Origin of the sequence: Enterococcus sp. 1001283B150225_161107_E12 (assembly GCF_015556925.1) — a bacterium.
Classification (GTDB): domain Bacteria; phylum Bacillota; class Bacilli; order Lactobacillales; family Enterococcaceae; genus Enterococcus_B; species Enterococcus_B mundtii.
This window is the reverse complement of record NZ_JADNNI010000009.1, coordinates 38,241-60,194: the sequence shown is the minus strand read 5'-3', so window position 1 is coordinate 60,194 and position 21,954 is coordinate 38,241. Positions and strand designations below refer to the sequence as shown.

At 38.1% G+C, this 21,954-nt stretch carries 20 protein-coding genes and 1 tRNA gene; 18 read left to right on the top strand and 3 right to left on the bottom strand.

Going from position 1 to position 21,954, the window contains the following annotated elements; all coding sequences use genetic code 11:
- Positions 1-2: 2 nt before the first annotated feature.
- Complete coding sequence (locus tag I2F89_RS08690) at positions 3-1,007, top strand: SIS domain-containing protein (RefSeq protein WP_074799381.1); 1,005 nt, start codon at positions 3-5, stop codon at positions 1,005-1,007.
- A gap of 333 nt (positions 1,008-1,340) precedes the next feature.
- Positions 1,341-1,502 (top strand): hypothetical protein, encoded by a 162-nt coding sequence (locus I2F89_RS08685; protein WP_161642838.1) that lies wholly within the window; start codon positions 1,341-1,343, stop codon positions 1,500-1,502.
- A gap of 190 nt (positions 1,503-1,692) precedes the next feature.
- Here the strand turns inward: I2F89_RS08685 and I2F89_RS08680 are convergent.
- Positions 1,693-1,765 (bottom strand) — tRNA-Lys (locus I2F89_RS08680).
- Positions 1,766-2,146: 381 nt separating this feature from the next.
- On the opposite strand from I2F89_RS08680, the gene I2F89_RS08675 reads away from it, so the two are divergent.
- The 9 genes from I2F89_RS08675 (at position 2,147) to I2F89_RS08635 (ending at position 12,163) form a co-directional block, all read left to right on the top strand.
- Positions 2,147-2,722, top strand: a complete 576-nt coding sequence (locus I2F89_RS08675; RefSeq protein WP_010736696.1) for a DUF1836 domain-containing protein — start codon at positions 2,147-2,149, stop codon at positions 2,720-2,722.
- Positions 2,712-3,569, top strand: coding sequence for a DegV family protein (locus I2F89_RS08670; protein WP_195514211.1), 858 nt, complete (start codon positions 2,712-2,714; stop codon positions 3,567-3,569). The genes I2F89_RS08675 and I2F89_RS08670 overlap by 11 nt, the downstream gene beginning before the upstream one ends.
- Positions 3,570-3,932: 363 nt before the next feature.
- Complete coding sequence (locus I2F89_RS08665) at positions 3,933-5,003, top strand: hypothetical protein (protein ID WP_195514210.1); 1,071 nt, start codon at positions 3,933-3,935, stop codon at positions 5,001-5,003.
- A gap of 256 nt (positions 5,004-5,259) precedes the next feature.
- Positions 5,260-6,267 carry a DUF1002 domain-containing protein gene (locus tag I2F89_RS08660; RefSeq protein ID WP_195514209.1) on the top strand — a complete coding sequence of 336 codons (1,008 nt, stop codon included), beginning with the start codon at positions 5,260-5,262 and terminating at the stop codon, positions 6,265-6,267.
- A 302-nt stretch (positions 6,268-6,569) separates the two neighbouring features.
- Positions 6,570-7,274, top strand: coding sequence for a response regulator YycF (gene yycF / locus I2F89_RS08655; RefSeq protein ID WP_019723593.1), 705 nt, complete (start codon positions 6,570-6,572; stop codon positions 7,272-7,274).
- Between the two features lie 4 nt (positions 7,275-7,278).
- On the top strand, positions 7,279-9,120 hold the full coding sequence (walK, locus tag I2F89_RS08650) for a cell wall metabolism sensor histidine kinase WalK (RefSeq protein ID WP_010736691.1): 1,842 nt from the start codon (positions 7,279-7,281) through the stop codon (positions 9,118-9,120).
- Positions 9,117-10,424 carry a YycH family regulatory protein gene (locus I2F89_RS08645; protein WP_195514208.1) on the top strand — a complete coding sequence of 436 codons (1,308 nt, stop codon included), beginning with the start codon at positions 9,117-9,119 and terminating at the stop codon, positions 10,422-10,424. The genes walK and I2F89_RS08645 overlap by 4 nt, the downstream gene beginning before the upstream one ends.
- Before the next feature lie 2 nt (positions 10,425-10,426).
- Positions 10,427-11,299 carry a two-component system regulatory protein YycI gene (locus I2F89_RS08640; protein ID WP_010736689.1) on the top strand — a complete coding sequence of 291 codons (873 nt, stop codon included), beginning with the start codon at positions 10,427-10,429 and terminating at the stop codon, positions 11,297-11,299.
- Positions 11,300-11,353: 54 nt separating this feature from the next.
- The gene (locus I2F89_RS08635) at positions 11,354-12,163 is read left to right on the top strand and encodes an MBL fold metallo-hydrolase (protein WP_071866416.1); all 810 of its coding nucleotides are present in this window, start codon (positions 11,354-11,356) and stop codon (positions 12,161-12,163) included.
- A 172-nt stretch (positions 12,164-12,335) separates the two neighbouring features.
- Here the strand turns inward: I2F89_RS08635 and I2F89_RS08630 are convergent, their stop codons facing one another.
- Positions 12,336-12,998: a CPBP family intramembrane glutamic endopeptidase gene (locus I2F89_RS08630; protein WP_071866415.1), complete on the bottom strand. Its 663-nt coding sequence runs from the start codon at positions 12,996-12,998 to the stop codon at positions 12,336-12,338.
- A 464-nt stretch (positions 12,999-13,462) separates the two neighbouring features.
- Here I2F89_RS08630 and groES point away from each other — a divergent pair, with 464 nt between their 5' ends.
- From groES to I2F89_RS08605, 5 genes are all read left to right on the top strand, one after another.
- Positions 13,463-13,747, top strand: coding sequence for a co-chaperone GroES (gene groES / locus I2F89_RS08625; protein ID WP_019723198.1), 285 nt, complete (start codon positions 13,463-13,465; stop codon positions 13,745-13,747).
- Positions 13,748-13,783: 36 nt separating this feature from the next.
- On the top strand, positions 13,784-15,409 hold the full coding sequence (gene groL / locus I2F89_RS08620; protein WP_195514207.1) for a chaperonin GroEL: 1,626 nt from the start codon (positions 13,784-13,786) through the stop codon (positions 15,407-15,409).
- Between the two features lie 331 nt (positions 15,410-15,740).
- The gene (locus I2F89_RS08615) at positions 15,741-17,147 is read left to right on the top strand and encodes a PTS sugar transporter subunit IIC (protein WP_104871532.1); all 1,407 of its coding nucleotides are present in this window, start codon (positions 15,741-15,743) and stop codon (positions 17,145-17,147) included.
- A 72-nt stretch (positions 17,148-17,219) separates the two neighbouring features.
- On the top strand, positions 17,220-17,492 hold the full coding sequence (locus I2F89_RS08610; protein WP_074799385.1) for a hypothetical protein: 273 nt from the start codon (positions 17,220-17,222) through the stop codon (positions 17,490-17,492).
- Between the two features lie 16 nt (positions 17,493-17,508).
- Positions 17,509-18,432, top strand: a complete 924-nt coding sequence (locus I2F89_RS08605; RefSeq protein ID WP_195514206.1) for a LacI family DNA-binding transcriptional regulator — start codon at positions 17,509-17,511, stop codon at positions 18,430-18,432.
- Between the two features lie 43 nt (positions 18,433-18,475).
- Here I2F89_RS08605 and I2F89_RS08600 read toward each other — a convergent pair whose 3' ends face one another.
- Positions 18,476-19,228, bottom strand: a complete 753-nt coding sequence (locus I2F89_RS08600) for a MerR family transcriptional regulator (RefSeq protein ID WP_195514205.1) — start codon at positions 19,226-19,228, stop codon at positions 18,476-18,478.
- A gap of 189 nt (positions 19,229-19,417) precedes the next feature.
- On the opposite strand from I2F89_RS08600, the gene I2F89_RS08595 reads away from it, so the two are divergent.
- Together I2F89_RS08595 and I2F89_RS08590 are read left to right on the top strand one after the other, a co-directional pair.
- Positions 19,418-19,777 carry a DUF1827 family protein gene (locus I2F89_RS08595; protein ID WP_023520312.1) on the top strand — a complete coding sequence of 120 codons (360 nt, stop codon included), beginning with the start codon at positions 19,418-19,420 and terminating at the stop codon, positions 19,775-19,777.
- 704 nt (positions 19,778-20,481) lie between these two features.
- Positions 20,482-21,954, top strand: a complete 1,473-nt coding sequence (locus I2F89_RS08590) for a nicotinate phosphoribosyltransferase (RefSeq protein WP_195514204.1) — start codon at positions 20,482-20,484, stop codon at positions 21,952-21,954.

Below are 21,954 nucleotides of genomic sequence, written 5' to 3'. Positions count from 1 at the left end.
AAATGCTTAAATTTAATGAACAACAACAAATTGATGATATCCAAGGAATGTTAGAGCTACGTCCTGAAATTGAAAAAATAGTCGATTTCCTTGATGAACAAGGCTTTGATGCGATTTATTATCTAGGAATTGGTGGTACGTATGCTTCTGCCATGCAAGCAGTTACCTACATCAATGGAAAAAGCGACCTACCAGTTTACGTCCAACATGCGGCAGAATATTATACAACCGGTAACCGTCGTTTGACTAAAGACTCGTTAGTTATCTTGTCCTCTGTTACTGGAACGACACAAGAAGTGGTTAAATCAGTTGAAGAAATCAAAAAAGTAGGAGCAACCTTATTAGGGTTTATTGATACAAAAGGCAGTATTTTGGCGGAACAATGTGACCATATCATTACGTATCCTGCAGCAGGAACAGAACAAATAAAATTCTTTATGGTGGCAGATCGGTTAATGAAAAACCATGGAGATTTTCCTGATTACGAAGCCTACTATCAAGAATTGGAACAATATTTAGCAAAAGGATTAGTAGAAGCTGAGAAGCAGGCGGATGAATTTGGGCGAGGATTTGCGGAGAAACATCGTCATGATGCCATGCATTATTTCATCGGTGCGGGAAATCAATGGGGTGCAGTCTATTCTTACGCCATGTGCTACTGGGAGGAACAAAGCTGGTTACGTTCAAAATCGATCCATGCTGCTGAGTTTCTTCACGGAACGTTGGAAATCGTTGATGAAACTACACCTGTCACAGTGTTTTTAGGAGAAGACGAACAACGCCCATTATCAGAAAGAGTCGCTAAATTGTTACCAAGAATTTGTGCAAACTATACATTGATCGATACGAAGGACTATCCTGTTTCAGGAATAAGTGAGAAATATCGTGGCCGAGTGCTTTCTCACTTATTGATGCATTGCGTGACACAGCGGATTGATGCCTATGTCGAACAAATGAATTGCCACCCGCTGGAAATTCGACGCTATTATCGCCAATTTGAGTACTGATAGAAAAAAAGGGTAAGATGATAGAGAAAAAGACAATTTTAATGGATCTCAGAGGGAGTCTGAAACATAATTTTTCTATGGAGTAGATAGGGAATCAATCTGAATAAGAGAAAGTGATCTATCTTTAAATGATATAATTAAACAATGTATAGAGCGTTTCGTTAACCAAATGTTAATGGAACGCTTTTTTGGTATGTTTTTGGGGGACAAAAAGAAGAAAATGTTTAGTTTGGGAACGCTATTACAAGTACTCGATGAAGAGGATGAGACGATTAGCGAGGGAAAGAAGGCAATTAATTTAGTTTAAAGTTAACTGGAAAAGGAGGGGGTTTTTTGAATCAAAAGGTTCCTAATATTTTTGAAAGATATGGTGGTAATCTATCTTTGAAAGATACCCGAAAAGTGGGAATTCTTTCTAAGAATTTAGACAGAAATATTTTGATTCTTGAAAAGAGCATAGATCATCTACTTAGAGGCGAAGCGTTTTGGGAGTAAATAGATAAGTGGTGAAGATAATGATAATCACGTAAGTATCCCAATAATCAACAGGAGAGAATAAAACCCTTGTACGCCTTTTTAAAGGTGATAAAAAAATGTTTAAAACAAAAAAATGCCACCACGTACACTCTTTTCCAAACTACCGAAGTAGCCAAGAGTGTACTGGTGACGTGGGTTTGGCACCCAATGGGCCGTGAGGGGCTCGAACCCGCGACCCGCTGATTAAGAGTCAGCTGCTCTACCAACTGAGCTAACGGCCCATATGAAAAAGTACTTTATTATAGTAGCACTAAGCATTTTAAAATGCAAGGTACGTACAATAAAAAATCTACGAAAACTTTACTACTTCCTAGAAATTCATTCATAGTTTATTCATAAATGACCGTTATGATAAATGTATCCCAACCAACAAAGTTCTTGCAAAAGAACAACCCATAACACTTTTTCATTTTTTTACTCCTTTCCCGTCATGAAAATGGCGGGTCTTTTTTTATTCCAAGAAGAATCTAGAACAAACCTCATTTAAACACTTGTTATTGGTGTTTGATTTTGTTATTAATTTATCTAGTTTGAGTAACTAGATTGAATGTTTTTGAAAACTTTGATAAGATATTAATGAGAACATTAAAGGAGCTTTCATAATGGAAAAAATGCGCCAGCAATTAATTGATTGGGCTGTCAGTATCGAAACGTTTCGTTTACCTCATTGGGAAGAACTTCCAGACTTGGAGCTATACATGGATCAAGTCAAGACCCTGGTGGATCGTCACTTATCACCAGTGATCCAAGGAGAAAAACATCCTTTGTTAACTTCTTCAATGGTTAATAATTATGTGAAACTAGGTTTGGTACCGGCGCCAATCAAAAAGCGATACAACAAACAACATGTGGCATTTCTGATTGCTATCACAACGCTTAAACAAGTGTTGACGATTCCTGAAATCAAAGAAGGAATTTTGTTTCAAGGAAAAACAGTGGGCATCCGTGAAGCATACAATCTTTTTTGTGATGAACAAGAAAATGCAATACGAATGGTCAGTCAATTAGCCCAAGGAAAACAACATGAACAATTATTGAATCAAGAACTTCCATTAGAGTATGTTGCTGTTCGTTCAGCGACGATTTCTTTTGCAATGAAGCTACTAGCAGAAAAAACGATCAGCCTAGAAAGCGAATATTTACAAGAGGCAAAAAAGGAGAAAGAAAATGAAGAATAAGATTGCGATTTTAGTAGACTCAGGAACAGATGTGCCACAAGAAATCATCGATATGTACAATATTTATGTGATCCCTTTGAAAATCATTTATAAAGATAGAGAATATACAGACAAGGTCGATATCACTCCTGAAGAGATTTATAAGCGTTTACCTGAGGAAATTCCGGGTACTTCGTTACCTGATGGAGAATCAATCACTAAAATTTTTGATCAAATCAAAAATGATGGCTATGATAAAGTTCTAGCAGTCACTATTTCAAGTGGTTTGAGCGGAACGAATAATGTGGTTCGTCTTGTTGCGCAAGAACAAGAAGGAATCCAAACACATGTATTAGATACTAAAAATATTGGGATCGGTGCTGGTTTTACAGCAATCCAAGCCGCAAAATGGATCGAAGAAGGCATGGAATGGGAAACGCTGATCGATGAATTAGTTGCATTAGCAGAACGGACGAAAGTCTTTTTCAATGTAGCAACACTTGAATACCTGCAAAAAGGCGGACGTATCGGTCTAGTTGCCTCAATTTTAGGAAATGCCTTAAAGTTGAATCCCATTATCTCTTGTAATGAAGAGGGCATCTATTATACTGTAGGTAAAGCACGAGGCAGAAAGAAAAGTTTAGACAAAACAATGTCCTATGTGAAAGAAACTGTCGGGGATGCGAAAGTCTTCAACTTGGCAGTCGCACATGGTGCAGCGGAAGAAGAAGCAATTGAAATGAAAGCTCGCTTTGAACGTGAATTCCCAAATGCCCAAGAGATTTATTTTGGACAAATCTCACCGGCATTGGTTGTCCATACTGGCCCAGGTTTATTAGGGATCGGTGTACAAATACTTGAAGCATAATATGATCAAAGCGAAGTGATCATCAAAGAACAGATTTATTTTTTATCTAAAATAATTAGAAAAAAATAGTGGACAGGAAAAAAATCGTAAATAGAATCCCGCTCTTTAGAAGTTAGATATTGATCTGACTTCTCTAGGGCGGGATTTTTTATGGGGAAATTTAATTTTTGAATTTAATGAAACATGCTTCAAGAGTTTTGGGAGAAGAAAAAACACTATTCCGGCATTTTTGATTTTGTATAAAACATTAGGTTGACCTTAGAATCGCTCTAACCAATATCATTAAAGTAGGCATAGAAATGCGGATCATATCGATTGATCACTATGCCAGTTTATTTTTAGGTAGAAAGAAGGAGTTTAAAAATGAATTATTTAGAATTAAGTGCCCACAGAGAAAATCCAGCGGTAACGATCATGTTAGGGATGCCAAATGACGAAAAAAGTGCTGAAAAATATAAACTAGTGTTAAAAAATCTAGTCAAACAGATTATTTTAGAGTTGGAAGAAAGGGAAGGAACAGCGGCGAGAACAATGATTCGTAAAATCGATCAAGTGTTAAAAGACTTTCAACCTACGCATAAAAGAGGAAGCATTGTCTATTTTATTTCGCCAAGCGTCAATGAACAAATCGAAGTACCGTTTGTGTTGGAGAGTCAATTTGTTATTGATGCGTATTTCCATACAAAGGAAATCTTACGAAGTGAAAATAAAATGAACCATTATTATGTGTTAACGATTGGGATGGATTGTTCACGTCTACTAGAATATGTAGATGATACGCTGATACAAGAAGTGAAAGACGCACATTTCCCAATCAGGAATAAAGGCTACTGGACAAAAGACCGCGTATTGAATTCAATGGGAAGTGTTCAAACGAATTACAAAAAAGAGTTCTTCAAATGGATTGATTCGGAGTTACAACCTTACTTGAATCGTCACCCACGCCCAATCATTTTAGCTGGAACAACAGAAAATATTGCGACATATAAACAGATTTCACATAAAGATGAACTGATTGTTGGAGAAATCTATGGGAACTTTACAGTTGATAGTGGCGAAGATGAGTTGGCAATAGGAGAGCAAGCAAATCAGGTGATTCAAGAATACATTCGTCATCAAAAAAAGACGATACTACACACTATAGTAGGGATGGAAAACCAAGGGCGTGTAGAGCGTGATGTAGCCAACATCTACAGACAAGTAATTAAAGGAAAAGGGCAAAAATTGATTGTGGATCACGCTTACTATCAAGAGGCAGTGATTAGAGATCATCAAGTCAAATTAGTAGGTATCTCACCGAATGACGAAGGTTACGTCGAAGATATCGTCAATGAAATCATTTATGAAGTCATGCGTTACGGAGGAGAAGTTATCTTTGCCGAAACAGAAGTATTAGAAAATCAATCGCCGATCCTGTTGCAATTACGTTATTAAAAATCGATTCATACAAATGGTAAACTAGGAAGCTTAGAAGAATAAGGAAATAGCCCAAGCTCAACACTCGGATACATTCGGAGGTTGGGCTTTTTGATGAAAGATAAAGTCTAAAAAGTTTTGAATAGCTAAGAAAACACCCGTAATCTTAAAAGATAGTATAAGATTCTTTTCAAATCAGCCTTGAGGCGTAGGTTATCTTATTGACCTTATAGTACAATGTTTAAAACAGAAAACAGCTACATGGAGGTTATGTATGAAGAAAACAAAACTTATTGCCACTCTCTTGGTCTCAAGCCAAGTTTTACTAGCAACACCAATCGTATTAGCAGACGAGACAGCAACAACGCAAAGTATTGTCCCAATTTCAGGAACGGTCGACTCGACAGTTGCTACGGATTCCTCCGAGTCAACAACGACAACCAGCTCTAGTGAACGATTACAGATCAATGCAGTAGCAATCGGTAATGCGTTAACGAAAGAACAAGAAACTTTTACATTAGATAAATTAGGGATCAAAGGAGAAACACCGATCTATAAAACGTCCGGGACAGACTTGATGTCCTATATTCCTGACGGTGGATTTACCAAGGACTGGGCAGTTTACAGTTCTGTACGTATGCAGACGCTTGCTGAAGGCGAAGGGATCACTGTTGATATCGCGACACCAGAAAATATCACACGGATCACAGCCGCTCAGTATCAAAATGCAGCGTTAACAGCTGGGATCACCGATGCAAAATTGACGGTCGCATCTGCAGTACCAATCGATGGTTCAGGTGCTTTAGCTGGTGTGTACAAAATCGTAGAAGAGTCAGGGGGCATTATTAATCAAGACCGTGTCAGCGTGGCTCAAAATGAGATGGATGTTTTATCGTCTATCACAGAAGAAAACAAAGACAAAGATGGCTATTCCGATGAAGCATTAAATAAAGCACAGGAGCAAGCGAAAGAAGAATTAGCAGCTAAGACTGCTGATGGCAAAGAGCTGACACAAGCGGATATTCAAACGACAGTAGAAAAAGCTCTGAAGGATAATGGACTAGAAGATGTAATGACAAGCGATCAAGTCACAGAAATAACTTCGTTGATGAGTGAAATGAAAGATAAAAATATTTTTGAAGACTTCGTGAAGGAATTAGACTTGACTGAGGCAAGCAAGCAAATTCAAGAAAAATCAAAAGGGCTTTGGGAAAATATCAAAGGATTCTTTAGTGGCATATGGGATTCGATCACTGGTATGTTTTCTGGTGACTCTCAATAATCGAAATAGTTTTTTTATATATGAAATATTTGATTTGAGCTACACTATACGGATCTTTAATAAATGAAGCAAGAATAAACCGCTGTAACTTTTCCGAGTTAGCGGTTTATTTTTATAATCATCTAATCGCATACTTTAATAAGCTACAAGTGGGATTCGTGGAGGTTTGTAGGAATCCGAATCCGCCTGTTCAATCATGCAAATTTTATCAATAACGTCCTATTTTTTTAGAAAGATGAAACCTGATAAGAAATGCGGTATAATGGAACAGAATGACAATACTAACTAAGAGGTGGCTCTTTATGAAAAAAATACTAGTTGTCGACGACGAAAAACCGATTTCGGATATCGTCAAATTTAACTTAGCAAAAGAAGGTTATGACGTCTATACAGCATATGATGGGGAAGAAGCTTTAGCAAAAGTAGCCGAAGTGGAACCTGATTTGATTTTACTAGATTTGATGTTGCCAAAAATGGATGGCTTAGAAGTGGCTCGTGAAGTACGAAAAACGTTTGATATGCCGATCATCATGGTGACAGCTAAGGATTCTGAAATCGATAAAGTGTTAGGCTTGGAACTGGGAGCAGATGATTATGTGACCAAACCGTTCTCTAATCGTGAATTAGTGGCACGTGTGAAAGCAAATCTTCGACGTGGCGCTTCTGCTACCAAAGAAGTGGAAGAAGTCACACCTTCTGAACTGATCATTGGGGACTTAACGATCCATCCCGATGCGTATATGGTGACGAAACGTGGCGAAACGATTGAATTGACTCACCGTGAGTTTGAACTGCTCTTTTATTTAGCAAAACACATTGGTCAAGTCATGACACGGGAACATTTGTTACAAACCGTCTGGGGCTATGATTATTTTGGTGATGTTCGTACAGTAGACGTGACCGTTCGTCGTTTGCGTGAAAAAATCGAGGATAATCCAAGTCATCCTAGCTATTTAGTTACACGCCGAGGCGTAGGGTATTACTTGCGTAATCAAGAACAGGAGTAATTGGATGAAAGGAAAAGTCCGTTTTTTTCGATCAGTAAACTTCAAAATAGCTATTACATTTATTTTGATTTTACTGATCTCAATTGAAATTATAGGTGCTTACTTTATTAGAGGATTGGAACGTTCAACGATCAATACCTTTATCAAAGATATGAACCAAACAGTCGAAACATTAGCGACAACGATCAGTCCAGAACTGAATGGGAAAGGCAATGAAAGTGCGACTATCGATGATGTCAATGGGAATATCAAGCGTTTTATTGAGACCAGTGCTTCAAGTGATATCATCGAGATCCGTGTCGTGGATGAAAAAGGCATCATTCGAGCAACGACAGAGGTAAGCGAACAAGGTTCAGTCGGCAAAAAAAATGATTACGTCGATATGAATGATTTTACAACCAAACGCTATGTCGCATTAGATGATGACGGAAAACGAGTAAATATCAATATTCAACCGATTTTGTCCCCGACCGGCGACGCCGTCATCGGGGCTCTTTACGTCAAAAGTGATATCGAACAAAAATATTCAGAAATCAATAATACAGCACTGATTTTCTTTACGGCTTCGTTAATTGCTGCATTTATCTCAATGGTTGTGTCTGTTCTGGTCGCACGTTCCATTACGCAACCAATCGGTGAAATGCGTGAGCAAGCGATCCGCATTGCTCGTGGTGATTATAGCCGTAAAGTAAAGGTCCATGGTCAAGATGAATTAGGTCAGTTGGCTGAAACGTTCAACCAATTAGCAGAACGGATCGAGGAAGCGCAAGATACGATGGAAGCTGAACGAAATCGGTTAGACAGCGTCTTGTCACATATGACAGATGGCGTTATTGCAACCGATCGTCGTGGGAAGATCATTACGATCAATGATATGGCTGTCTCATTATTAGACTTGAAAAAAGAAGAAGCAATCGGACAGTCAATCTTGACCCTTTTAGCAATTGAAGAAGAATACACGTTACGAAAACTGTTAGAAGATCCGAATGAAATGATTTTAGATCGATCCACTGGAGCGAGAGAAGCTGACCAGATGATTTTACGCGTCGATTTTTCGATGATCCGTCGAGAATCTGGCTTTATCAGTGGGTTGGTTGCAGTTTTACATGATGTAACGGAACAAGAGAAAACAGAACGGGAACGTCGTGAGTTCGTATCGAACGTTTCCCATGAGTTGCGTACGCCTTTAACAAGTATGCGTAGTTATATCGAAGCACTGAGTGAGGGTGCTTGGAAGGACGAAGAAGTCGCACCGAACTTTTTAAAAGTGACCTTAGATGAGACCGATCGTATGATTCGCATGATCAATGATCTACTGAATCTATCTCGCATGGATACGGGGAATACTCAATTACAATTAGAATATGTCAATTTTAATGAACTCGTTAATTTTGTGTTAGATCGTTTTGATATGATGGTTGGTAATCAAGAAAAAAATTATACGATCCGTCGAGAATTTACGCAACGAGATCTGTGGGTCGAGATCGACACAGATAAAATCATCCAAGTTATTGACAATATCATGAACAATGCGATCAAATATTCACCCGATGGGGGAGCAATCACTTGCCGGTTGCTTGAAACACATAACAATGTGATTTTAAGTATTACAGACCAAGGGCTAGGTATCCCTAAAAAAGATTTGAATCGTGTATTTGAACGTTTTTATCGAGTGGATAAAGCAAGAGCTAGAGCGCAAGGTGGAACAGGATTAGGTTTAGCAATCTCTCGCGAAGTAGTGAAAGCACATCGTGGCGCAATCTGGGCAGAAAGTAAGGAGGGACAAGGTTCAACCTTCTATATTTCTTTACCTTATGAACCGTATGAGGAGGAATGGTGGGAATGAAGATTTCTGAAAAATTTATACGAATTGGTTTGATCTTGATGGTTGCATTAAGCCTGTACTTCTCTTATGCAATTTGGTTGAGTCCAGCAGGGAAAACCTCAATCAACTTAGAAGAGAGCAATTCACAAGTGATTGAATCACAAAGCTATCGTAAAGCATCAGAAATTTATTTGCCTTTACACCTCACATGGTTTCAAACAGATACAGTGAAAGAAACGAATAGTGAGAACCTGATTTCTCAAATACATGGGTTGATCGAAGGTGCTCGTTTTGGCAAGCTGACAGAAGTCGTGGAAGCAGACCAAGAGAAGTTCAATCAAAAGAAGTCTCTCAATGAAGGAATCGAATTCTCTTATAACGCACCTTATCTACTCAGTGGCTATGTAAAAGCATTTGGTTTGAATATTGATCTAGGTTCAGTCCAAAATGAAGATGTCTATTTTACGAGTGTCCAATTTGATCTAAAAGACGAAAAAGTTAGTTTTATTGATTATGATCAGCGGACGATTTACGAAGCCAGTCTATCGATGGATTGGAAAGAAATAGAACATGATTTGAATTCTTCAGATGTCAACTGGACACCTGTATTCAGAACGCCAGAAAGTATTGAGACACAGCACAGTATCAAAGAACCAATGAAACTAAAAAAATACAGTTATATCTTATCTCAGCAACCATACACCGTCTTTCGGAATGCTTTTTTTTCCCAGCCAGACGCGGTTAAAAACAATGATGAAAGTACGGAATTGATTTTTTATGATGGCAATGAAACAATGACGATCCATTCAGAAAATCAGATCGTCGATTTTAGAGGAGATTTACCGACGATTAATGAACCAAATAATATTTTTACGGACAGTTTTCCTTATGTCAGCAAACTAGGTGGCGCGTTAGGCAATGTTCGATATTTTGATCGTAATAAGAATACAATCGATTATCGTATTTTTGTAGAAGGATTTCCCGTATTTGGTTCAGATAGTAAAGGAAAAGTTGGAATCGAAATCGGTAATGAGCAAGTGAATAATCAAGTAAGTATCCAAACGAGTTTAAATACCATCCAAGTCCCAATTCCTTCAGATGAAGAAGTCGAGTTGCCTAGCACCGACGATGTATATCAGGAATTAGTAGATAATGGGGCAGAAGAATCGAAAATCGAGTTGATTATTGTTGGCTATACATGGCAAAACATCGAAGAAACGAATCGGGTGGTTGATCTATTCCCAGAGTGGTATGTGAAATATCAAGGAGAATGGTATTCTGCAAATGACTTATTGACCAAACTACCTGAGAAGGAGGCGGAGTAACTATGGATTTCAAAAAAATTGAATGGATTTTCTTCGTCGCCTTTTTAGGATTGAATGTTTTTTTGTTTAGTAGTTACCATGAATCGATCAACCAAGAGCATACGGTAATACGCTCAGATCAGACAGAATCGATCAAAAAACGGTTAGCAAATGATGATATTACTTATACGGGTGATTTTTCTTCAGAAAGTAAGCAAGGATACTATTTAAGTGCGGAGGAAACGGAACTGAGTCAAACGTTGTTCAAGTATCGCCAAGATAATAATCGACGTGGTTTATTAGAGAGTGGCGTTTCGATCAATGATAATATATTGACTAAAACGTTATCGGACTCTGAATCTGAAAGCAAAGTGCTTGATCCAAATCGCATAGCAAGTTCACTCAATGACTTTTTAGATAACGAGGAAGATGTTTTATTTGGTAATGAGTATATCTATATGAAAAATTTCTCTGTATTAGAAGGTGATTCTCCTGAAATCACAGCGAGCCAAACGTATGAAGGATTGCCATTCTATGATGATACAGCTAAACTTATTTTTTCCCTCGAAAAAAAGGGGGATGAGTATCGCATTTTGAAGTATACTCAAACCCATTTAACGAATATTGAACAGTTGCGAGAAAAAACAGAATTGCATACGGAAGAAGAAGCCATTAATACATTGTATGTAAATAATAAAATCTCTCGAGGATCGAATATCCTTTGGCGTCAACTGGCTTACTCTCGTATTTTGAAAGTACGAGAGAAAAATGTGTATGTACCGGTGTGGTATGTCGCAATTGAAACGCCGGATAAGACCTATCAGATCGAAACGGTCAATGCATTTAGTAATACGATTATTACAAATAATTCGATCCCAAAGGTGGAAGATCATTAAAAAAGTAGGTATAATGAAAAAAGTTTACAAAGTAAGAAGGGAAGTAGTAGTAAAATGGCTGAAGGAAATACAGCTTTTAAAATCAGTATCCTTGCAAGTGGGAGTTCAGGAAACTCATTATATATCGAGAGTGACAAAAAGCGACTTCTGGTAGATGCAGGACTGAGTGGGAAAAAAATTACTTCCTTAATGGCACAAATCGGTCGGACGCCCGATCAATTAGACGGTATTCTTGTGACACATGAACATCGAGATCACATTCATGGGGTAGGTGTTTTGGCGCGTAAGTACCATTTAGATATCTATGCAAATGAAAAAACATGGGAAGCAATGGCTCCGATGATCGGAAATGTCCCAATCGAACAAAAACATTTATTTCAGATGGGGAAAGTCCAAACATTTGGCGATTTAGATATCGAGAGTTTTGGTGTTTCCCATGATGCAGCTTCACCACAATTTTATCGTTTCCATAAAGAGAATCGTTCGTTTGTCATGCTGACGGATACAGGTTATTGTAGTGATCATATGCGAGGGATCATTGAAAATGCTGATGGGTACTTGATGGAAAGCAATCATGATCTAGAGATGTTGCGTATGGGACCTTATCCTTGGAATTTGAAACAACGTATTTTAGGCGATCGTGGTCATTTATCGAATGAAGATGGTGCGTTAGTGATGACTGATGTAATTGGCGATCGTACAAAACGAATCTATTTAGGCCATTTAAGTAAAGAAAACAATATGAAAGAATTGGCCCATTTGACTATGGAAAATATTCTTAAGGAAAAAGATCTAGGTGTGGGATATGATTTCAATGTGTACGACACTGACCCGGATGCTGCAACAGAATTATTTTCAATTTGATGAATCAGTTGTGACGGAAGTGAACAGCTCATAGAAATAAGCGGTAAAGTCCGAAAATTTGAAGGAATTTTTGGGCTTTACCGCTTATTTCATAAGGAGTTACCTCCTGAATGCTATTTATTTTATTATAGGGAGTGCCTGATGATGAAAGTCACAGGTTTTTTTTATTATATTACAGTAAACCTTGTTGCAATGCCAATTGTACAATGACAACTAGAGTATTCATACCAATATGGGTGATCATTGGTGCCCAGATTCGCCCAGTGGATCGATATAGTAAACTAAAGAAAAATCCTAAAAAGAAGTAGACGAGTAAATGCCCATCATTGTGTGCTAATGCAAAGAGCAAGGAACTAACACTTGCACCTACCCAAAAGTTAGTATAGTGACCAACGATGCCAAGAATACTCCGACGAAATACAAATTCTTCCATGATTGGTCCGGCAATAGTTGTAGCAATAATAAAAGCAGGAGTATCTAAAATCAGTTGGATAATATTTTGCGTATTTTCAGATGGAGAGACTTCTCCAAAAAAGAAACTCTCGATCATAACCGCAATACTTTGTAAAATCAGAGCGATAAAGATACCAATGACTCCATATAAAATGATTTTTGAGCGAGAAGCAACTGGTACGTTTGCTTCGATTTCAATCGGTTCTTTATGCTTGAGGTACAAGAACCACAGAATGATTGCACCTAAGATATACGTAACTGTTGTTGCATTGATCAAACCTGACGTTGAATTTACAAGTCCGACAGATGTCAGAAGTAAAGGCGAGACAAACACTAGTCCGTAACAAAAAATGCTAAAAAAGCTATATTTTTTTAATGACATATGAAACCTCCTTGAGCTAAGTGAAAAGCCAAGTATAACTTTCTTTCTTGCTCTAATAATATAGGAAAAGCAACCTTTCGTTGAACTTTAAGTGAAGAAACTTAGTAGCTTAATCAACTTCTGTGTTACTAAACACTATCCATTATTCATTATACCATATCAAGATGTTTCTCTGATCAGTTAGTATTGATCGGCTTTTTCACGACCTGATAAACGGTGTTCAAAAGCCAGCTCCTTCAATATTAAGTCAAAACTTGAAAAAATATGAGAAGCTATTTTCTCGAATTTTGCCTTAATACTTGGAGCTGATAGGCATTTTCACAACCTTCTTTAAAAATTTTTTTTCTATGATTTAAAAAGCTTGCAAAAGAATAGGAGAATGAGTATTATTAAAAATGTAGGTTAGCACTCGATGTGATAGAGTGCTAATGGATTCAAAAAAAGAGTTATCGGAGGGATTTATCGTGTTAAAACCATTAGGTGATCGCGTCATCATTGAAGTCGCGCAAGAAGAAGAAAAAACTGTTGGAGGAATCGTTTTAGCTTCATCAGCGAAAGAGAAACCTCAAACTGGGACAGTTGTAGCAGTGGGTGAGGGACGTTTGCTAGAAAACGGCGAAAAAGTTCCTGCAGCTATTAAAGTAGGCGACCAAGTAATGTTTGAAAAATATGCCGGTACAGAAGTGAAATTTGAAGGAACAGAATATTTGATCGTCTCTGGAAAAGATATCATGGCGATTGTTGAGTAAGTACAAAACAAAAATAATTGATGAGGTGACGAAAAAATGGCAAAAGAATTGAAATTTGCAGAAGATGCACGTGCAGCAATGTTACGTGGTGTAGATAAATTAGCAGATACAGTAAAAGTGACATTAGGACCAAAAGGCCGTAATGTTGTTTTAGAAAAATCATATGGTTCTCCATTGATCACAAATGATGGTGTGACGATTGCAAAAGAAATCGAATTAGAAGATCATTTCGAAAACATGGGTGCAAAACTAGTTTCAGAAGTTGCATCTAAAACAAATGATATCGCTGGAGACGGTACAACGACAGCGACTGTCTTGACTCAAGCAATTGTCCGTGAAGGTTTGAAAAACGTCACAGCTGGTGCTAACCCATTAGGTATTCGTCGTGGGATCGAATTAGCCACTAAAACAGCAGTGGAAGAATTACACAACATCTCAACTGTTGTTGACTCAAAAGAGGCTATTGCACAAGTTGCTGCTGTTTCTTCTGGTTCAGAACAAGTGGGCCGTTTGATTGCAGATGCAATGGAAAAAGTCGGCAATGACGGTGTTATCACAATTGAAGAATCTAAAGGAATCGAAACAGAATTAGATGTCGTAGAAGGTATGCAATTTGACCGTGGTTACTTGTCACAATATATGGTAACAGACAACGACAAAATGGAAGCTGTTTTGGAAAATCCATACTTGTTGATCACTGACAAGAAAATTTCAAATATCCAAGATATCTTACCTTTATTAGAACAAATCTTACAACAATCACGTCCTTTATTGATCATTGCTGATGACGTGGATGGCGAAGCGTTACCAACATTGGTATTGAATAAAATCCGTGGAACATTCAATGTTGTTGCTGTAAAAGCACCAGGTTTCGGCGACCGTCGTAAAGCAATGTTAGAAGATATTGCTGTCTTGACTGGTGGTACAGTGATTACAGATGACCTAGGATTAGAATTGAAAGATGCAACAATCGAAAACTTAGGAAATGCTTCAAAAGTAGTTGTGGATAAAGACAACACAACAATCGTTGAAGGTTCAGGCGATAAAACAGCCATTGATGCACGTGTTCAATTGATCAAAAATCAAATCGCTGAAACAACTTCAGACTTTGACCGTGAAAAATTACAAGAACGCTTAGCGAAACTTGCCGGCGGAGTAGCAGTCGTAAAAGTCGGAGCAGCAACTGAAACAGAATTAAAAGAATTGAAACTACGTATTGAAGATGCGTTGAACGCTACTCGTGCTGCTGTTGAAGAAGGTATGGTCTCTGGTGGTGGTACAGCATTAGTGAACGTGATCAACAAAGTAGCCATGATCGAAGCAGAGGGCGATGTAGCAACAGGTATCAAGATCGTTACTCGTGCATTAGAAGAACCAATTCGCCAAATTGCTGAAAATGCTGGTTATGAAGGATCAGTTATTGTTGATAAATTGAAAAATGTTGATTTAGGAACAGGATTCAATGCAGCAACTGGTGAATGGGTAAACATGGTGGAAGCCGGAATCGTTGACCCAACAAAAGTAACTCGTTCAGCATTACAAAATGCAGCATCTGTATCTGCATTACTATTAACAACTGAAGCAGTTGTTGCAGATAAACCAGAACCAACAGCACCTGCTGCACCAGCTATGGATCCATCAATGATGGGCGGCATGATGTAATAACTCCAGAAGAACCTTGTTCAATCAAGGTTCTTCTTTTTTTGTCTTCTTAGAAAAAAGCATAAATAGGGCAAAATCGAGTGTATAGTAATGAGATTGTGCATTCATATTGTTTAGATAGAAACGATATAAACCGCTGAATAGATAATCAAATCATCATCGTTTTTGTATGTTTATTTCGTAAATATTACCTTTTACGGAAATTTCATTTCTCTTGACATTTCTTTCACTCTTTCGCTAGCGAAGTTCACAAAGTTATGCTATATTTGTGATATCATTATAATGTATACGCATTCATAGTGATAGGAGATCGAATTGTAGGAGGATGAAAATGAATAAATTGATGGAATGGATGGAGAGATATATCTTGCCAGTTGCCACGAAGATTGGTTCGGAAAAGCATCTGGTTGCTTTACGTGATGCGTTTATTGGAACCATGCCGGCAACGATGGCTGGGGCAATTGCTGTGCTATTGAATGCGTTTATGCGTGATTTTCCTAACACGTATCTAGGTGAAGGGAATGCCATTACGACTTTCTTTACACCAGTAATTGGTGTGAATGGGTTGATTTGGAATGGTACGCTAGCGATTATGGCGGTCGTATTCGCATTGTCACTAGGTGCAAATTTGGCAAAGGCATATGAAGTGGACCCTGTATCAGGAAGTATTGTATCTTTAGTTGCATTTATTATTGGATTACCTGATGCTGCCACAGCTGTTTTGACGTTGCCAGAAAAATTGTCACAAGATGCGATGGACATGATCACTACAGCAGGCGGCGTGATTGCTGATGGTGCTGATGGTGGACAGACGCTTTCAATGGGCGCATGGGGTTATTTCAACTTTGGGAAATACATGGGCGGTTCTGGTCTTTTTACAGCTATGATCTTTGGTTTTATTTCTGTTATCATTTTTGCACTATTGATGCGTAAAAAAATTATTATCAGAATGCCAGAATCAGTGCCACCAGCAGTTGCACGTGCTTTTGCCGCAATCATTCCTGCAGTTGTTTCTTTATATGTTGTGGGAACGATCAATTATATCTTCCGACAAACAGCAGGAGTACCATTGATTGACTGGATCTCTGAAGCGATTCAAAAACCTTTGATGAATTTATCGCAAGGGTATGGTGCAGTATTTATTATCGTGTTACTTGTTCATGTGCTTTGGTTCTTTGGATTACATGGAACAAACATCATGTCACCAGTGTTACAGACACTTTATGGTACAGCGATGGTCGAAAATACCAATGCTTTTCAAAATAATGAACCAATCCCTTTCAAATGGGTAGCAGGTTCATTTGAAGCATTCGTATGGCCTGGTGGTGCCGGCGTAACGTTGGTATTGATCGTCATGATTTTATTTTTATCAAAACGTGCCGATTATAAAACAGTTGGTAAGCTAGGGATTGCTCCTGGTTTGTTCAATATCAATGAACCAGTGATGTTTGGTCTACCAGTCGTATTGAATCCATTGTTGATGATCCCATTCATCGTCGCACCACTTGTAACGGCAACCATCGCTTACTTCGCGACAATGGCCGGACTGGTTCGCCCAGTGGTGGTAAATGTGATTTGGGTCATGCCAACGATTATCAGTGGGTTCTTAGCAACCGCAGGTGACTGGCGTGCCATCGTCTTGACGATCGTCAATCTCTTAGTCGCTGCTTTGATTTGGGCACCATTTATCTTGGCTGCAAACCGTTTAGATCCTAATCTAGGTGAACCAGAGGAATAAAAGAAGCAAACTCCTTGCTATGAGACGCGTTTCATACCGTATACTCAAAGCATAAATAAAGGAGGGCTTCTTATGAATACCTATATAAAAGCAACGCAAGGCACAAAGGATCATTGTTTTTACGCATTTGTTGAGTTTAAAGATTCCATGCTCGTGTTGTCTAGTTTTCAAGGCCTTAATCGATCGGTGATCAAAAAAATCAATTTAGCAGATATTTCTGGTTTGACCAAGGATAATTATTGGGGTGGTCAACGAATCAGTTTCTACGACCAAGGAACATTGTATCAATTTTTCGAATGTGGACCCGCTGTGGTAGACTATCTACAAGAAAATCTTTTTGTATAGGTGGCGAACAGTAGTCATGGCAAACATCCGAGATATAGCCAAACGAACAGGATATTCTGTTTCGACGGTATCCCGTGTTATCAATCAACATCCTTATGTCGATGAAGCGAAACGAACAGAGATCTTGAAAGTGATCAAAGAATTAAATTATGTACCGAATGCCAATGCCAGACAACTAAGTTCTGGAAAAACTAAAAATATAGGTGTCATTTTACCTTACACAAATCACCCATATTTTGATCAGTTGCTCAGTGGAATCATTGAAGTCGCTTTTAGTGAGGGCTATAAAGTGACGTTGTTGCCAACAAACTACCAAATAAAACGGGAACAACAATATTTAGAAGAGTTTGCGGCGAAAGCATTTGACGGATTGATCATTACATCAAGAGCAAATCCCTTAGAGTTGTTGCTTGATTATCAACGCTATGGCCCTATCGTCTTTTGCGAAAAGATCGAAGACTTGGAAGTAACGAGCGTCTATATTGATCGCAAACAATCGATTACTGATGGCTTATCCTTTTTAAAAGATCAAGGTGTCAAACGTTTAGGTGTCACCTTAGGAAGAACCGGTCGAATGAGTTACAATTCGAAAATCACATTGAAACTGTGTAAAGAGATCTTTCCTGAATTTAATGAGGGTGATGTCTACTGGCAGTGTATTGATACCGAACATGGGAAACAAGCAGGGGAATTTTTTAAGGAACGAGGAATTGATGGCATTTTCACGAATTCAGACACAGTAGCAGCCGGAGTTCTCCAAAGTTATAAAAACCAAAAAATACCGATCGTTGGTAGGGAAAATATGCTGATTAGTGAATTATTAAATTTTTCAACAATTGATCACCATCTGAAACAATGTGGTGAAACCGCTTTTCGTTTGTTTTTGAATGATACAGTCGAACAAGTAAAGATTCCGTATACTTTTATTCAACGTCCGTGAAATAAAAAAGACAAATCCACAAAAAGGATTTGTCTTTTTTTATTTATGCATGAGCTTGGATGATCTCATTCAATGCTACAGCGGCGCCTTTACCACAACGAGAATCATAGTATTCAGTAAAACGTTCATCTGAGATATACAGCATACCTAATCCTTTGTGGGCTTCTGCTTGATACGTGGGCCAACTAAATAATAGCCATTTTTTATGTGCATCAAAAATTTCTTTTGCACGTGCCTGATTTGATTGGTCAGACAGATAAGACGTTAAGTTCGTTAGTAATTGTTGCTCAACTTCTTGCATTTCTTGGTATTTTTCTTGGGAAAGGTTTTGCCATTGTTCGTTCGCTTTATCGATCGTTTCTTCTCCGTATTTTCCACGGATCTCTGTGCCATAGTTTGTTTCATTTTCAGTTATTTTTTGTTTTTTAAATCCTTCAAATTTTTCTTGGTCAGTCATCTTTTTTCCTCCTTTGAATTGTGCTAATGTTTGTTGGACGGTTGCCAGGAGAGTATCAATTTCTGCTCGTTTCTCTAGTAGTTTTCTCTGATGTTCGATGAGTGCATGTTGATGATCAAAGGTAGGATCATCTAATAATTCGCGAATTTGATTCAGTGGAAAATCTAAGGATCGATAAAATAAAATTTGTTGTAGACGATCGATTTCTTGAGAACCATAGATACGATAACCAGCTGAATTGATCCGTTTGGGTTTGAGTAAATCAATTTCATCGTAAAAACGTAGTGTACGACTACTTACTCCTGAGAGCTGTGCCATTTTCTTAATTGTGTATTCCATTGTTTTCCCTCCTGACAAAACTAGCATAATCCTTGACGTAACGAGAAGGTCAAGTGAAAAATCATCTTTTTTATCTAATTGATTATATGTTATACTATTAAACGAAGAGAGGGAAATCAAATTGTTTTTTTATCGTCTTATGAAAGCGATTTATTTTGTTGATTAAAAAAATAAGAAAAGAGGAAAAGTATGAAACTGATTGAAACCCCGATTACGAGCAACTTGAATATCAAAACTTTTTATCCAAAAATCGTTGATTTCTTTTTTAGAAATTCTGCTATTCGATTTTATAAACTATTTTCTTTAGATCGTACACAGATTTTGTTGATCGATACCTATAATCAAGTCCAATTAGTGATGATCAATACAAAAAAGAAAATCACTAAACAGGAAATTGATTATGCAATCAAAAAAGTGCTGAAAACAGAACGATCAGCGGTCAATATCCATGTAGGTGTCAAGCAAGAATTAGAAGAAGCGGGTGTTCAGTTCAAACGGCCGAATAAGGACATCGTCATTGTAGAACAAGCCATTGCAACGATTGCATAGCTCGATCAATACAGCAAGAAAGTTATGGATGATCCTAAATTGAATAAGCGATAGGAAGTAAAGCGCCTAAATTCCAAGATAGTTTGATTTTTGGGATTTAGGCGTTTTTTTACAACTTAGATAAACGGTGTTCAAGAAGCAACACTTCAATAATAAGCCAAGAAAATCCAAAATGAAAAAGCCATTTTTGATTTTCCTGTCTTATTACTCAGTGCTGAGCGCTTCTTTCACAACCTGGATAAACGGTGTTCAAGAAGCTGACCTTCAACATGAAGCTGAAAAATCAAAAAATATGTGGAGCTATTTTCGCAAGTTTTTCCTTACTACTCGGAGCTGCCCGGCTTTCTCACAACCTAGATAAACGGTGTTCAAAAAGCAACACTTCAATAATAAGCCAAGAAAATCCAAAATGAAAAAGCCATTTTTGATTTTCCTGTCTTATTACTCAGTGCTGAGCGCTTCTTTCACAACCTAGATAAACGGTGTTCGAAAGCCAACTCCTTCAATAGTAAGGCAGAACTTGAAAAAATATGAGAAGCTATTTTCTCAAGTTCTGCCTTACTATTTGGAGCTGCCCGGCTTTCTCACAACCTGTCTCTTATTTCTTTACTTTGTACAAAATAAAACAAGATTTCTTTTACTAGGGTATTTTTTTGTTATAATGGATAAGAAATGAAAATTGGCTAAGAGGAGCAATAAAAAAGATGACGACAACTTACTCAGATGACAGTTTGACGCTACATACGGATCTTTACCAGATCAACATGATGCAGACTTACTGGGAACTAGATAGAGCAGATAAACATGCAGTTTTTGAATGTTACTTCCGCGAGATGCCATTCAATCATGGTTATGCTGTTTTTGCAGGGTTAGAACGATTAGTAGATTATTTAGAAAATTTGACATTTACAGATACAGATATTGCGTATCTTCGTGAGATGGCTGTTTATCCGGAAGGTTTTTTGACGTATTTACGTGAATTCAAATTCAAAGCGACTGTCCGTTCCGCTCGTGAAGGAGAACTTGTTTTTGCGAATGAGCCATTGATCCAAGTGGAAGGTCCATTAGCCCATTGTCAATTAGTAGAAACAGCCTTATTGAATATGGTGAACTTTCAAACGTTGATCGCGACGAAAGCGGCTCGTATCAAATCAGTGATCGGTGACGATCCATTATTGGAGTTTGGTACACGTCGTGCGCAAGAATTGGATGCTGCGGTTTGGGGTACTCGTGCTGCTTACATTGGTGGAGCAGATGCAACGAGCAATGTTCGTGCAGGGAAAATTTTCGGGATTCCAGCAAGCGGTACCCACGCTCATTCTCTTGTTCAAAGTTATGGGAATGACTATGAAGCATTTATGGCGTATGCAAAGACACATAAAGATTGTGTTTTTCTAGTGGATACTTACGATACCTTGAAATCGGGTGTTCCTAGTGCGATCCGTGTGGCAAAAGAACTTGGCAACAAGATCAATTTCCAAGGTGTACGTATCGATAGTGGCGATATGGCATATATTTCGAAACGGGTCAGAGAACAATTAGATTCCGCTGGTTTTACAGAAGCGAAAATCTATGCCTCAAATGATTTAGATGAAGCGACGATTTTAAACTTAAAAATGCAAAAAGCGAAAATCGATGTTTGGGGCGTGGGAACAAAGTTGATCACCGCCTATGACCAACCGGCTTTAGGTGCAGTCTTCAAACTGGTATCCATCGAAAATGAACAAGGTGAAATGATCGATACGATCAAATTGTCTAGCAATGCAGAAAAAGTTACTACACCAGGTAAAAAACAAGTATGGCGTATCACTCGTAACTTTGATGGAAAATCAGAAGGCGATTATGTGACGCTATGGGATGAAGATCCTCGACAAGAAGAAGAGATCTTCATGTTCCACCCGACACATACCTTTATCAATAAAACCGTTCGTGATTTTACAGCTCGGCCAATTTTACAAGATATTTTTGTTGAAGGAACGAGAGTCTATGACTTACCGACATTAGAAGAAATCAAAGAGTATAGCAGAGGAAACTTAGATTCTCTTTGGGAAGAATACAAACGTGATTTGAATCCGCAAAAATATCCTGTGGATCTATCAACAGATTGCTGGAATCATAAGATGGCAATCATGGAACGAATGAAAAAAAGCGTCACACAATTAACGAATGAACTATAG